Raw genomic sequence first — 13,604 nt, 5'->3', positions numbered from 1 at the left:
TCGGACCACCAGCGCCGCGAGCTCGTCATATGACGGGCGGCGATCCGGGGTCTTCGACACACGAAGATCATCCCATTGCAGGGACACCACTCACGCCATCATGATCTTGATCTGCTGAATGCTTACCAATCGCTTGACGTGAGTGGCAGCAAAGCTCATTTGGGTAATTTATGGCATTTTGTCATCTGTGTGCGGTGTGATGACTAGTGAGGCTCACCCCAATCAGAACTACCACCATGCGGCGACCGCGAGACATGCGCGGGATGATCAAGCGGATGCCGTGACCCATACAGGGTCTTTACGCAGGTCAGCCCGGGCAAGCAATCGACTTCGCCCACGCTCTCCTACAGCGGATACCTCACTGGGCTGATAGACACCGTTCCTCGCGTCAGAGTCGGTACGAGAGTCGCCGCCCACCGCCTTCTTCCCTGTACAGACCTCGGCCGTGCGCGTTGAAAGGCTTCCGAAGCACCCGCAGTCTGGTGCGCTCCGAGCCCAGTGTCGATTGACATCCAGTAGCTCGTGACGGCGAGGAGCCGCCAGCGATCATCTCGAGCAATGCTCCACGCCGCCCGAACCTCGCTCTCCAACGAGCTCAAACTAACCGCAATCGCCCTGAGTGTCGCTGGTTGAAGGAGGCGGTCCAGGCCACGATCGTGGAGACTCATATCCTTGGCTGGGCTAGTCGCGAGTCGAGATCCGGGTCATCTTCATTGAGTGAGGCTCCTCTCCATCGCGGTAGTCGTGATCAGCGTGGCGCTGGCTGCGGTAATTGTCTGGATTTTGGGCCCGGGTGCTACGTGGGTGTTGGAACACATCGACGGCGCGACCGGGCTACGGGGCAAAGATCTGGCGGCGGCACTCGATGCGATTCGTGGTCGCGTGCTGGCCGTCGGCACCGGCTTGGCCGCGCTGATCGCGGTTTTCTACACTGCACGAAACGCTGACACTGCCCGGCGCACCTTCCAGCTTGGCGAACGGGGCCAGATCACCGACCGATACGGAGAGGCCGCCGAGCAGCTCGGCCACGCTCAGGCCCCGGTCCGGCTAGCTGGTCTGTACGCGTTGGCCCAGCTCGGCGAGAACACGGTCTCTTTGCGACAGACGATCGTGGACGTGATCTGTGCCTACCTGCGTATGCCCTACTCGCCACCCCGAGAGCAGGACCGGCAGGAGGAGGTTGATCCTGAACAGGACGTACCCTCGACCAGCGCGCTGGTCGGATCCGGCAACCTCGGCGTCGCTAAGGATCCGCAGGAGGAGCGCGAAGTCCGGCTCACAGCCCAGCGCATCCTTGCTGATCACTTGCGCTACCGCGCGCCTGAGAAACGTCGCTGGTGGCAGCACAGCACACCTGACGATCGTCATTGGTGTGAGATTCGGCTCGATCTGACCGGCGCTCTCCTCCTCGACTTCGACTTCCGCCACTGCCATGTCATGAGCGCCACCTTCAACAAAGCCACCTTCTACGGCGACGCGCGGTTCGGCGAGGCGACCTTCGCCGGCGACGCCTGGTTCAACCAGGCCACCTTCTACGGCGACGCGCGGTTCGGCGAGGCCACCTTCGCCCACCACGTCTGGTTTAACCAGGTCACCTTCACTCGCATTGCCCAGTTCGACCAGGTCACCATCACCGGCGACGCTTGGTTCGAAGAAGCCGTCTTCGCCGCCAACGCCTGGTTCAAGGAGGCAACATTCAGCAGCCACGCCTGGTTCGCCAACACCACCTTTACTGGAGATGCCCAATTCGACAAGGCCGCCTTCACTAAGGACGTCCAGTTCGACGGAGCGACCTTCACTGGCAACGCCTCGTTCAACCAGGCCGCCTTCACCCGCAACGCCTGGTTCGAGGCAACCTTCACCGGCAACGCCCATTTCGAGCTGGCTCGCGGAGCGGAGCATATTGACTTGGAGGAGGCGCATGTCGCTCGGCCGTCTGCGCTGCATGTGTGGCCGCCGGGATGGCGAGGGGCAGAAGATCAGGACGGGGCGGCAGTCCTGCGCCGGGAGCCTTCCACACAGAAAATGAAAGATGCAGGCGAGACAAATGAGTGACAAAGAGGGGGACTTGCGCTGCCGCTAGGAGGCTATCCGATTGGAATCGGGACACCGACTACGTGAGCACGGCCCGCTCCCGAGGTGATCGACCTCGCCGCGGAGGCCGGGCTGGTGCTCGACCCGTGGCAGAAGTTCATGCTCACGCACGGGCTCGGGGGATAGGCGGACGGGCCGCTGGTCGTCGTCGGAAGTCAGCGTCTGGGCGGGTGGCGTCGGAGGCATGGCCTGATCACTCTCTGTGGGCTGTACAGCACCACAGCCGCCAGCCTGGGGTGAACATCTCTACGAAGCTCCTGGTTGGCCAGGGCCTTGGCATCTGCCCACTATGGCCGGCGGCCGAAGGGAGGGTAGTCGGGCCAGTAAAGCGCCACAGGGCCGACAGCTCAGGTAAGGCGGCTTTGCCGGCCCCGCGCGCAGGCGCGCGGGTTGGAGCGAACCGTGAGACGTACAGCATGATCTTGCTAACGCCCATGTTAACAACACGCATGGACGATTTCGGGTACTCGCGGAAGTGGAAGCTTCCCGGAGCGAGAGACGAGCCAGCATGACGAAGGTCGTGGGCGGATGTGGACGGTCCTGATCTCACTACGTATCACAAGGTTGAGGTATGGACATCAAGCTCGCGCGGCAGCTACCGGGGAATCAGCTCGACGGTGCCGTCGGCCGCCTGCACGGTGAACCACCAGCGGGCTCCGTTAGCGACGAGCAGCAGTTCGATGGGGTGATGCGCGGTCAGCCGCACCAGTTCGCGCCATTTGGGGAGATGGCCCTTATGCAAGGGCAGGTGGGTTGGATCAACGGCCAGCGATTGCAGAGAACGTAGCAAGGCGGTCAGTCCGTCGCCGCCATCCTGGCGGGCCTTTGCCTCGGCGGCGAATACGACATCCCCAGCCTGCGGATCACGAGCGCCCGGTGGCCCGTCATACCCCCAAAGGTCCAGAGCGGCGCCGCTGAAGAACGGGTCGAAAATGAGTCTCTCGGGCGCCCAGCCGTGGTCCAGAACGAGTTCAGCATAGGCGCCAACGTGGATCAGAACCTCAGTGTGTAACTTGACATGATCGCCGTTGCGGCCGACCAGGTGCAAGTTCGGCGAGCAGGCGCGCGCACCGGTGACGAAGAACCGTCCATCCGGTCCCACCTCGACCAGGCCGGCTTGCATGGTGCGCAGGAAGGCGCGGGATTCGTCCTCCCCCAGGCCCACGCCGTAAAGCAACGCAGGCCGACGCACAGGGTCGCTATGGCGATACTTGCGATCCGGCTCGGCACGGCAACCAGCGGCGAATGCCTCCGCACAACCCATCAGCAGGGCATGTAACCGACGCTGCTCATCGGTCTGCCACACAGGGTCGGCGCCATTGGGCTCGGCCATGACCCTTGTCATCCGAGGGGGAACCATGGCGCGAGGATACTGGAGGTCACCGACACATCCCCCGCCCCGGTTCAAGGCGTACGGTTCCGGTTGTCAGGGCGTGGCCCATCGGCCCTGCCTACCATCGTCACCTTTTGCAAGCAGACGTCTGCCTGCGTTCCGTGTAGTTCGTGGCGCATAGAGGCACGAATGTGTCGCTGACCTGGCGATACATCTCCAGACGGGCGTCCTTGGCGTGTCTCTAGGCGTCGGCATTCGGCCAGGTCAACGGGTACTTGGGCATCCCGACAGGACGGTGAATCCCAGCCGAAGAAACCAGACAGTCGATGACGATCGGGCAGGTAGCTCAACCTTTTCACTCCCAAAGATCTACTTTTGGAGCCGTAGGCCGAGTCGCTACGATCATGAGAGTGCGGATGCGCCACGGGCGCAAGTCAACAGCATCAAGCCTCTGACCAGCGAAAACACCGAAGCCTAGAGACACGCTCGATCTCTAGCCAGGCAGCCGTTTGCCCAGGTCAACCTCATGGTTGTGACTCTATGTCACCGGATATCTGCGGAACCCAGGGTCTGCCCTCGCTCTCCTACTGCGGAGATTGGCTAGCTGAATCAGTGACGATCACTCACTTCGGGACTCACGTCATCGCGATCCCTGGGCCGCGGCCAACACCGCCAGGCACAGGGCCATCGCCGCGGCGAACGCGCCGCCGCTCACCAGCACCGATTCGGCAAGCCCCGCTCCAGTCTGACTCTTCAGTATGCCCGCGACCAGCGCGATCATCAGGGAGAACAGCCCAGCGACTGCCAACCACAGGGACCGGTCAGCGCTAGGGCCAGCGGGAGGTGGAGTGTCCATGCGAAGTTTCCTTCCTTAGAGATGGGCTCAGGCCGTGTCGAAGGTGAGCGCCCCGGTCATGAGCCCCTTGGTCAGCAGGGCGCGGGCCTCCGTGGCAGCTGTGACCAGCCTCCGATGGAGTGAAATCTGCAGGTCGAGGTCATGCAGCAGTGCGGCGACGCGCCGCTGTACAGATATCGGGGGCAGCACCACTGGTAGTTCTCCGAACGAGCGTGCGCTGATGAACGGCACTCCCGTCGAGACGGACCGGTTGCGCACCCAGTCGAGTGCGTACGGCTGTGATAGAAAGCCCAGCAGGTAGAGCGGATCCAAGATGTCCGCTCGGCGGGCACGCAGGCGGAACAGATTATGGTGTGGCAGCCAGCCGTCCTGCCCGTCGCGTACGAGTGCAGGAGGGACCAGCGCGCCGGACCGGATGCAGAGGATGTCGCCCGGTGCGAGCAGGTACCGCTTGTGCGACGCGGCGAATTCGACAGAGACCTTCTCCTCGTCGGAGCCGGCTATGTGGCCGTCCCTGAGGTGTCTGGGCCGCACCACGGGGACGGCGCCGTCCGGTGAGCGCCGTTCGTCACGCAGATGCGAGTACGAGGGACCCGCCTGGATGTCGCACACCTCTGCCAGCATCGTGCGCGTCCAGCCGCCCGGGAGCGGCGGGGACGAGCCGCCGGTCCCCGGAGCCAACACCGCCACGTACGCGTCGACCGCCCGGGCCACTTCGTTCGCCCGCGCCTGGGTCTCGGCGAGCCGCTCGAATGCTTCGGTGATGGGGCTTAGCCCTTCGGCCGCCCCGTCCGGCAGGTCGTCCGCCAGATAATCGGCGGGGTTGAGTGAGAAGTCGTGGGCGCGGATGTCGGCGAACGAAGCCTGTACCCCCAGGCCTGCGCCCGGCTCATGCCCGCCGCCTGGTACGTCGCCGTCATGCCATCGCCTATACACAGTCACGATGGCGTCCAGGTCGTCGGACGTTAGGAGCCGCTGTCCGCGGACCTTCGTTCCCTGCTCTCGCGCGTCGACGAAGAGCACCGGCGCGTCAGGAAGGATCTGCTTGCGCAGCAACCATACGGACACGGGCACGTCCGTGGCGGCGAACAGCCCGCCAGGCAAGGCGATCACGCACTCGACCACACCATCGGACACCAGCTTTCGGCGGATATCCCGCTCTGCCGGGTTGTCGGATTTCCCAGCGCTCTGCGGCATAACCATCGCGGCCCGGCCACCGTCCTCCAACTTCTGTAGGACGTGCTGCAGCCAGGCGAAGTTGTCGTTGCCCGCCGGCGGCTCGCCGTACGGCCAGGTCGCTGGAGGCCTCTCGCCAACAGTGGATCCCATGTTGAACGGCGGGTTCGTGACGATCAGATCCGCCCGGACTACCGGACGGTTCGGACTTGTCTGCCACGGCTTGACCGTGCGGACTTCCAGGCTCGCGTTAGCGCCGTGCACGGCCAGGTTCATCGTGGCGTACCTGAGCGTCTCCATGCTCGGACTCTCGCCGCGCACCTCCGCCTCTGGGCCAGCGGCACCGGCGGCGGCGACCAGCAGTTCGCCCCCGCGAGCGTAAGGGTCATAGATGCGCCTGATCCCGGCGGCGCCAGAAACGACAAGGTCGGATATGAGCCTGGTCAGCGCAGAAGGTGTGAAGAACTCGCCGCTGCGCAGCGCGACCTGCTCCTCGTACCGCCCGAGGAGTTGCTTGTATGTCTCGCGTCCGAGGCCGGCGGAGAGGCGGACGACCTGCCTGAGGTCTTCAACGGCGCTTGGGGTCAACCGCACCAGGGAGTTCTGCAACCCTGGCGGCACGCCACGTCGACGTAGTGCCTCGTCCCCCGCATGCCCGATGTGCCGGAGCAGATCCTTGGCCTGCTTCGCTACGCCGATGCGCATAGCCAGTTCGTGCAGGCTCACCCACCGGTCCCGCTCGGCCACGCACAGGAAGTTCAGTGTGAGCAGCAGAGCCAGGTAGTCTGCCATGGCGGCGGAGCCCCTGACAGCGTCCGCGAGTGCCAGCAGTTCGTGCAGGTGCCGTCTGTGCCCTCCGCTGGGCAAATCCCCAACCGCAATAGGTGGCTCGTTGTCGGGCATCCGGCGCCGAACCCGGTCGCCGTAAGTGGTACCGGAGGGCTCGTTGTCAATCAATCTGTTGGTTGGGATGCGGCGCGCATCCAGCCAGGTGAGCACGCTCTGGAGCTGAAAGTATTCCGCTTCTCCTGCCGACACGGGCTGGGGGAAGTCTACGTGCCGCCTCTCCCAGTTCGTGACAGCCGGACGAGCCACCTTGGCCCACTCCGCGATTTCTGTTCGGGTGATCAGCCGTCGGGCGCTCCTCGGCTCCGCTCCAACCTTTCTCCTCTGTGCCATGAGCGCAACAGTAGGGGAGAGGACGGAACCTTCGCGCCGTGAGCACTCGCAGTGCTCAACCCACATCAGCTAGGTCTCGTGGCCGACGCATCTCGCTAAGCTCATCGTTATGCCCGTAACCTGCAGGGAGATGGCCAGGCGCAACCTACATCGGGTCCCCACCGAAACAGTAAGCGTGCCAAAAGAGGGTTAACAGATTGCCGCGGCGCTTGCCACTGCTCGGCACCGCCGGCAATGGCCTCTACACCCTACTTTGCGAAGGGATCATGCCTCTTGATGACACAGTGGCCGCGGTTCGCCGTCCCGGGGACATGCAGGGGATGATCAAGCGAGCCGCACGTGTCCGTCACAGCATTTCAGCAGGTCATTCCATGCAGATAGGCGTCTCCACCCACGCTCTCCTAATGCGAGTGCCTCAGGGAGGAAGTGGCAGGCGCGTACGGCATTCAGCAGCGGCTTCGCACTCTCAGCATCCGCCGCCAACCTACGCCTCTGCTCTGGTCTCGCATTCAGGATTCGGACAGCTCCCGGGCGAGCTGGGCCAGCCCCCCGAGGTAGTCCAGCACCTCTTGTCGCTCGGGCACACTGTTAGGGAGCGTGGCCGCCGCCACCGGGACGAGGTCGTCGCGTAGCTTGCGAAGAACCGTCTCCCGCAGGCCCGCAGGCAGTCGATCGAGGTCCAGCAGGCCGAGATTCTCCCGGAGGATCTCCTCCACAGTCGCCGTCAACTGCGGATCGCCCACCTCGCGCGCGATGAAGCGTATGGTCCAGTCGAAGAGCCAGCCGGCTGATGTCCAGATCTTGTCCGGGGACAAACCGATCGCTCCGGCCATCATTCACCTACCAAGAAGACCCGTGGGCCGAGATTTTGGATGAACTGTCGCACCTTCACCACCTGCTCAGGCGTGAACTTACTCACGTCCACCGGAACATAGTCCGCCTTATAGAGATGGTCCCTGATCGCTTGTTGCAGACGCGGCCACTGCTGGTCGAAGTACTGGCTGGGGAAGTTGCCCACCGCGTCGTAGGTGGTGCCCTTACTGTCCACCCAATCGGCCCCGACGTGCTTGGATCGCGTGAGCCTGGTGCCGAGCTGCTGCTCGAGCCGTTGCGCGGTCTCCATCTCGGCTTGCCGGAACTGTCCGGTCGCCGAGTCCTGGCCGAGCTCGCGCAGGCGCGCCTCCTCGGCGCTGGGCGAGCCACCAGAGTCGCCGCTGTCACCGCCGTTCTCAGGAGTGGCCTGGGAGAGCAGGATGCCGGTGAGGCCGAGTGCCTCCAGGGCGACGAAGCCGGCGGTGATGGTGGGTACCACGGCCAGCCCGCCGCCCGCCAGGGCCAGCACGCCCGCCGGTGGAAAGAGGACGAACCCGGCCAGTAACAGCGCGAGCCCGCCGTACAGCAGGAGGTTGTCCAGGGCGTTGAGCACATGTGCGTTGGAGATGACGTGCTGGTCGGGGCGAGTGCCCGTGGCCCAGGCGGTGAGGGTGACGGCGCCGAGCAGCAGCGTTCCCGTTCCGGTGAGCAGGCGTAACTGCACCCTGGTGGCGCGCTCGGTCAGTGGTTCGCGCCAGGCCGGGGCAAGGGAGCGCGCGGCGATCAGAAGGTGCCAGGCCGCCAGTGCCAGCCCGATCCCGGACAGGGCCAGCAGCAGCGGGAACGCCACCGGCCCCGCCAACGCCTTCTGTGCGCCGCCCAGTCCTGGCGTGGTGCCCAGCAGGAAATACGCCAGCACGGGGAGGGTGAGGACCGCCCAGATCAGCAGCATCCAGGGCCGTCGGCCGGAGAGGCGCTGTGCCAGGCCGGCGCGCAGACTGACGCCGCGCCACGACATGAAGGCAGGGCTCGCCTCCATCTTGGTACGCGCCGCCCACGCCATGTCGCCCTCCGCCGTGCCGCCTGCGTACCAGGCGATACGGCGCAGGAGCGCGTACCGGTGGGCGACCATCGTGGTGTACGGCGGGCGGATCGTGGCGTACCGCCCGAGCGCCGCCAGGCCCGACAGCACGGTGGGACGCTCCCCCGCCAGCAGCAGTCCAGGGGCGGCCGCCTTGCCCCGCCGCAACGCCCTGCCGTCGGACCAGACCGCGACGGCGAGCGCGAGCAGCGGCCAGAGGCCCAGCAGCGGCTCCATCGTGACGAACGGCTGCGCGAGCACGGCGCCCACGGTGTCACGCTCGGTGAGCAGCACGTCGTAGTTGTGCGCCGCGTGGGCGGCCGAGACCAGCACCAGTGGGAGCAGTCCGAGAAGCCGTACGGGGCCGCGCCAGCGCAGCAGGATCCCCACACCGAGGCCCGCGACCGCTGACCAGGCGAGGTGGAAACCGGTGTCGGGGCCGACGGGCGTGAGCTCGGACATGGAGTACGGCGCGGGCAGCCATGAGGTCAGAGTCTGTTCGATTCCCGGAATGTAGGGAGGCTTGAGGCTGGTCGGGATCACCCAGCCATCGGGGAAGCGGAGCGCCTTCCCGGCTCTGCTGCTGTTGTAGAGCAGCGCCTCCATCAGCCCGAACCCGGCGCCGAGCGCGGCACCGGCAAGCAGGTGGTCAGTGAGGCGCCACTGCGCTCTGGCGCGGCGTCGGCAGCCGATGATCAGCAGCGGTGCGATCTTGAAGATTTCCTCGAGTATCGGATCGACCGTGTGTCCGGCGATCGTCACGACGTCGCGGAGGTTGTCGCCGGTGAGCGCAGACAGGGTGCGGGTGTAGACCAGCTGCAGGAGCACGGTGATCATGGCGCAGCCGTACATCCCTGCCCCGATCGCCAGCGCGAGCGTGCCAAGCCGTACGGTGCGCGTTCCCCAGCCCAGGACGGCGAGTTGGAGCACGCCGTAGCACGTGGCGAACGCCATGAGGATGGCCGGCATCGCACCCCGCAAGGGTGAGGTGGATCAGGGCGGATCTGACCCTACTTCGGGCCGGCCAGGAGGAGGGCGCAGGTGTGCGCAGCCGGTATGGGAGGTGACGCCATCTCGCCGGTGACCGTCTCGTGGTCGCATCGGCCAGGGCTGGACCTGGGTGTGCACTCGGGGGTGGCCAAGATGCGCGTGCTGGCATTCACAGATGTGTCAGGCCAGGTAGAGACGGTCGCGAAAGGCGCCGTGTTCCTGGCGCTTGGCTTCTGCCGTCTTCTCGATCGCCTGCCAGTCGTACCCGTTGACCTCCGCCAACGCTTGAACGGCTTGAGCCAGACGGGGGTGCCCAGGAACACCCGATGGTCGAACACGAGTTCACCGTCACTTTACGTGCCCGTCGTGTAACAATGAGCGGCATGCCATCCCCCCGACATGACGCCCTCGTCAAACTGTTCACCGGCCGCCCCCAGCTGACGGTGGAGATCCTGCGTGACCTCATGGGAGTGGACCTGCCCGCCACCCCGCTGGCCCAGATGGAGAAAAGCACCTTCAACACCCGCCCCTCCGACGACATCGAGGCCGACCTGGTCATCACCCTGGGACCACCGCAAACCCCCGCACACGCCATCATCGTGGAGATCCAGCAGGACACATCCAAGGCACCCCGGCAACTCGCCCGCTACGCCGCCGCACTGTGGCTATTGCTGGGCTGCGACGTCACGGTCCTGGTCATCTGCCCCGACCGCAGGGTCGCCGCCCACTACGCACGGCCGATCGATTCAGGGCTGACCGGCTACCGTCTGCAGGCTCGGGTGCTGGGACCGGACGGCATTATGTCCGCGCCCGACATACGGCACCTCATGGAGGAGATCATGACGTCCACCGACTGGCCGGTCTACAGCCCCTTCGCCCGCGAACACTACGGCCGCGGCCTCGAAGAAGGCCAAACCAAAGGCGAGGCCAAAGGCGAGGCCAGGTCGGTGCTGCTGGTGCTGGCCGCCCGCGGCCTTGACGTCCCAGACGACACCCGTGTCCGGATCACCGCCTGCACCGACCTTGACCAGCTCGAAACCTGGGTCACCCGCGCGGCCACCGCCCAGACCCTCGACGACCTGTTCGACGAAACGGACGGACAGCGCCGTTAGTGCGAGGCCGACGGCCTCGGCTCCACGACCATCTTCCGCAGGATGATCCGGTGTGCCGCCGCGGGCTGCGCGGTCGAGAACGGCAGGCACGTCACCCCCGGCACCTTCTCGATCACCTGCCGCTGCGACTCCCTGACGACCACGTAGCTGTGCCTCGGGCGTCGAGCAGGGTCTGGGGACGTGCCGTCGGGGTTCATCACGACCTCATACGGGGGCGTCGTCATCGACCAGTGGCGCACGTCCTTGCCCGGGGCCGGCCGCTCCGACGTCGCTGACCAGGACTTGACGACTTCCTTGCCGACACAGCCCCCTCCCCGGATCTAGCCTTGAAGGGAGGGGACAAACCATGATCACCAATTTCGTGCTCGTGCTGATCATCGTGGTAATGGTCTGCCTGGCGGTCGGCGGCATCAGGGTCGTCAATCAGATCGAGCGCGGCGTGGTCTTCCGCTTCGGCAGGGCCCAGCGGGAGGTCCGCCAGCCTGGGCTCACCTTGCTCATCCCGGTCGTGGACCGGATGAAGAAGGTGAACGTACAGATCGCCACGATGCCGGTGCCCACGCAGGAGTGCATCACCCGCGACAACGTCTCCGTCGAGGTCGACGCCGTCGCCTACTTCCGGGTCGAGGAGCCGCTGCGGGCGGCCATCGCGGTGCAGAACTACCTGTTCGCGATCGAGCAGGTGGCGCAGACGTCGCTGCGCTCGATTATCGGCAAGAGCGATCTGGACGACCTGCTCTCCAACCGCGAGGAGCTGAACAAGGGCCTGGCGCTGATGATCGACAGCCCTGCACTCGGCTGGGGCATCCACATCGACCGCGTGGAGATCAAGGATGTCCATCTTCCCGAGAGCATGAAGCGATCCATCGCCCGCCAGGCCGAGGCCGAGCGGGAACGCAGGGCCCGGGTGATCACCGCGGACGGAGAGTTCCAGGCCGCGCGAAAGCTCGCCGACGCCTCGGCCGTCATGACCGAGACCCCTGGCGCGCTTCAGCTGCGCCTGCTGCAGACCGTGGTGGAGGTGGCGGCCGAGAAGACCTCCACGCTGGTCATGCCGCTGCCCGTGGAGCTGCTGCGCTTCTTCGAGCGGGGCAGCTCCACGAGGAGTGCCCCGGCCGCGGAGCAGGCCGCCAGACCCTCGGAGGAGCGGCAGCCCGAAGAGCAGCCGGCCGTGACGGACCCCGCCACACCCGAGCTGGCCCCGCCGGCGCCTTCCTTCGAACGGTCCGCCGCGGAACCGGCCGCGAAGAACGGCGCCTCGCGCACCGCATAGACCCTCGCGCAGGGCACCTGCATGAGACCGGCGCAGGCGGGAAGGGCCGGTGTAGTGCCAGCGCAGGAGTGGCGTCATGGTCTCTTCGCGGAGCGTCTTCCGCCGTAAGCCGGTGGAGCGGATCGCCGTCGAGCACGAGGGCGAGCTGTCCCGGTCGCTCGGTCTGTGGCAGCTCACCGCGATCGGCGTCGGTGGCATCATCGGCGCGGGGATCTTCGCCCTCGCGGGCGCGGTCGCCAACCAGACGGCGGGTCCCGCCGTACTCGTGTCGTTCCTGATCGCCGGGGTCGCCAGCGCGGCGGCGGCCTTGTCGTATGCCGAGTTCGCCGGAATGATCCCGAAGGCCGGGTCGGCCTACACATACGGCTACGCGGTCCTGGGCGAGATCGTGGGCTGGTTCATCGGCTGGGACCTCCTGCTGGAATACACCGCCATCGTCGCGGTCGTGGCCATCGGCATCTCCGGCTACTTCGGCTTCCTCATCCAGGAGCTGGGCCTCGAGCTGCCCGCCTGGATGCTGGGCGCGCCGGGCACCGGCAAGGGGCGCGTGGTCGACCTGTTCGCGGTGGCGCTGTGCCTGCTGATCGCCTTCCTGCTGAACCTCGGCATCCGGACCGCGGTCAGGTTCGAGACGTTCGTGGTCGCCCTCAAGGTCATCGTGGTGCTGCTGGTGATCGTGGTCGGCTTCTTCTCCGTGAACACCGCCAACTACACGCCGTTCTTCCCGTTCGGCGTCGGCGGGGCGATCACGGGCGCGGCCACGGTGTTCTTCGCCGTCTTCGGCTACGACGCGATGAGCACCGCCGCCGAGGAGTCCAGGGACGCCCAGCGGCACATGCCCAAGGCGATCATCTACTCGCTGGCCATCTCCATGATGCTGTATGTGCTGGCCACGCTCGTGCTCACCGGCATGCAGAACTACCGGGACATCGACCCGGAAAGCGGGTTCTCCTCGGCGTTCGCCTCGGTGGGGTTGCCGGGTCTGGCCAGCGTGATCGCCGTGGGGGCCATCGTCGGCATCCTGACCGTCATGTTCACGTTCATGCTGGGTGTCACCCGGGTCTGGTTCTCCATGAGCCGGGACGGGCTGTTGCCGCACTGGTTCGCCAAGCTGCATCCCGTACGGCGAGTGCCCACGCGCATCACCTGCATCGTGGGCGTCGCCTCAGCGCTGATCGCCGGGTTCCTGCCCATCAGGCAGGCGGCCGAGCTGACGAACATCGGGATCCTGCTGGCCTTCGTGGTGGTCTGCGTCGCGGTGATCGTACTGCGCTACCGGCATCCCGAGCTGCCCAGGGCGTTCCGGACACCGGGGATGCCCGTGGTACCGGCGATCGGGGTGGTCTTCTCCCTCTGGCTGATCACCTTCCTGGCACCGCTGACCTGGCTCCGGTTCGCCGTCTGGCTCGCGCTCGGGCTGATCATCTACTTCGCGTACAGCCGCCGGCACTCCGAGCTCCAGCCATGACGACGAGCTGAATTCAGGTACGCCGGCGCCGCTTGCCGCTGAGGCACCCTTGGTCAGTTCGGCATGAGCCCGGCGTGGTCGAACCGCTGGATGAGGCTCGGCTTGCGGAGATGCCGGGTGCGCAGGCTCGTGAGCCGTTCCGAGAACGCGACGATCCCGTCGTACTCGCTCACTCCTCACGCGCCCCAACTGACGGAAGGCGAGCTGCTCGTGCTCGTCATAGGCGTCA

Annotated in this window: 10 protein-coding genes; 4 read left to right on the top strand and 6 right to left on the bottom strand. The window is 65.9% G+C overall.

Annotated features, from left to right (window positions below; translation table 11 throughout):
* Positions 1 to 717: 717 nt before the first annotated feature.
* The gene (locus tag ACFLIM_RS32775) at positions 718 to 2,055 is read left to right on the top strand and encodes a pentapeptide repeat-containing protein (protein WP_393172122.1); all 1,338 of its coding nucleotides are present in this window, start codon (positions 718 to 720) and stop codon (positions 2,053 to 2,055) included.
* Between the two features lie 634 nt (positions 2,056 to 2,689).
* Here ACFLIM_RS32775 and ACFLIM_RS32770 read toward each other — a convergent pair.
* From ACFLIM_RS32770 to ACFLIM_RS32750, 5 genes are all read right to left on the bottom strand, one after another.
* A complete protein-coding gene (locus ACFLIM_RS32770) occupies positions 2,690 to 3,427 on the bottom strand; it encodes a hypothetical protein (RefSeq protein WP_393172120.1) in 738 nt (245 codons plus the stop codon).
* Between the two features lie 640 nt (positions 3,428 to 4,067).
* On the bottom strand, positions 4,068 to 4,208 hold the full coding sequence (locus tag ACFLIM_RS32765; protein ID WP_393172118.1) for a hypothetical protein: 141 nt from the start codon (positions 4,206 to 4,208) through the stop codon (positions 4,068 to 4,070).
* Positions 4,209 to 4,310: 102 nt separating this feature from the next.
* Positions 4,311 to 6,458 carry a type I restriction-modification system subunit M/S gene (locus tag ACFLIM_RS32760; RefSeq protein ID WP_393172116.1) on the bottom strand — a complete coding sequence of 716 codons (2,148 nt, stop codon included), beginning with the start codon at positions 6,456 to 6,458 and terminating at the stop codon, positions 4,311 to 4,313.
* 689 nt (positions 6,459 to 7,147) lie between these two features.
* Entirely contained in the window at positions 7,148 to 7,474 is a 327-nt protein-coding gene (locus ACFLIM_RS32755) for a hypothetical protein (protein ID WP_393172114.1), read from the bottom strand.
* Complete coding sequence (locus ACFLIM_RS32750; RefSeq protein WP_393172112.1) at positions 7,471 to 9,501, bottom strand: PrsW family glutamic-type intramembrane protease; 2,031 nt, start codon at positions 9,499 to 9,501, stop codon at positions 7,471 to 7,473. The genes ACFLIM_RS32755 and ACFLIM_RS32750 overlap by 4 nt, the downstream gene beginning before the upstream one ends.
* Positions 9,502 to 9,905: 404 nt before the next feature.
* Here ACFLIM_RS32750 and ACFLIM_RS32745 point away from each other — a divergent pair, with 404 nt between their 5' ends.
* Positions 9,906 to 10,634, top strand: coding sequence for a hypothetical protein (locus tag ACFLIM_RS32745; RefSeq protein WP_393172110.1), 729 nt, complete (start codon positions 9,906 to 9,908; stop codon positions 10,632 to 10,634).
* On the opposite strand, the gene ACFLIM_RS32740 is transcribed toward ACFLIM_RS32745, so the two are convergent.
* On the bottom strand, positions 10,631 to 10,858 hold the full coding sequence (locus ACFLIM_RS32740) for a hypothetical protein (RefSeq protein ID WP_393172108.1): 228 nt from the start codon (positions 10,856 to 10,858) through the stop codon (positions 10,631 to 10,633). The two genes, ACFLIM_RS32745 and ACFLIM_RS32740, sit on opposite strands and share 4 nt — an antisense overlap.
* Before the next feature lie 122 nt (positions 10,859 to 10,980).
* Between ACFLIM_RS32740 and ACFLIM_RS32735 the strand changes: the two genes are divergently transcribed.
* Both ACFLIM_RS32735 and ACFLIM_RS32730 read left to right on the top strand, forming a co-directional pair.
* Entirely contained in the window at positions 10,981 to 11,907 is a 927-nt protein-coding gene (locus ACFLIM_RS32735; RefSeq protein ID WP_393172106.1) for an SPFH domain-containing protein, read from the top strand.
* A 76-nt stretch (positions 11,908 to 11,983) separates the two neighbouring features.
* A complete protein-coding gene (locus tag ACFLIM_RS32730) occupies positions 11,984 to 13,375 on the top strand; it encodes an amino acid permease (protein WP_393172104.1) in 1,392 nt (463 codons plus the stop codon).
* The last annotated feature ends 229 nt before the right edge of the window (positions 13,376 to 13,604 follow it).

Source organism: Nonomuraea marmarensis (genome assembly GCF_043197025.1).
GTDB classification, from domain to species: Bacteria; Actinomycetota; Actinomycetes; order Streptosporangiales; family Streptosporangiaceae; genus Nonomuraea; species Nonomuraea marmarensis.
The sequence above is the reverse complement of the archived record's forward strand: the minus strand, read 5'-3'. Positions and strand labels throughout refer to the sequence as shown.

Coding starts and splice junctions, on each gene's coding strand:
- ACFLIM_RS32745 (WP_393172110.1), top strand. CDS start 9,906: ATGCCATCCCCCCGACATGACGCCCTCGTCAAACTGTTCACCGGCCGC.
- ACFLIM_RS32730 (WP_393172104.1), top strand. CDS start 11,984: ATGGTCTCTTCGCGGAGCGTCTTCCGCCGTAAGCCGGTGGAGCGGATC.
- ACFLIM_RS32755 (WP_393172114.1), bottom strand. CDS start 7,474: ATGATGGCCGGAGCGATCGGTTTGTCCCCGGACAAGATCTGGACATCA.
- ACFLIM_RS32765 (WP_393172118.1), bottom strand. CDS start 4,208: ATGATCGCGCTGGTCGCGGGCATACTGAAGAGTCAGACTGGAGCGGGG.
- ACFLIM_RS32740 (WP_393172108.1), bottom strand. CDS start 10,858: ATGACGACGCCCCCGTATGAGGTCGTGATGAACCCCGACGGCACGTCC.
- ACFLIM_RS32735 (WP_393172106.1), top strand. CDS start 10,981: ATGATCACCAATTTCGTGCTCGTGCTGATCATCGTGGTAATGGTCTGC.
- ACFLIM_RS32770 (WP_393172120.1), bottom strand. CDS start 3,427: ATGGCCGAGCCCAATGGCGCCGACCCTGTGTGGCAGACCGATGAGCAG.
- ACFLIM_RS32750 (WP_393172112.1), bottom strand. CDS start 9,501: ATGCCGGCCATCCTCATGGCGTTCGCCACGTGCTACGGCGTGCTCCAA.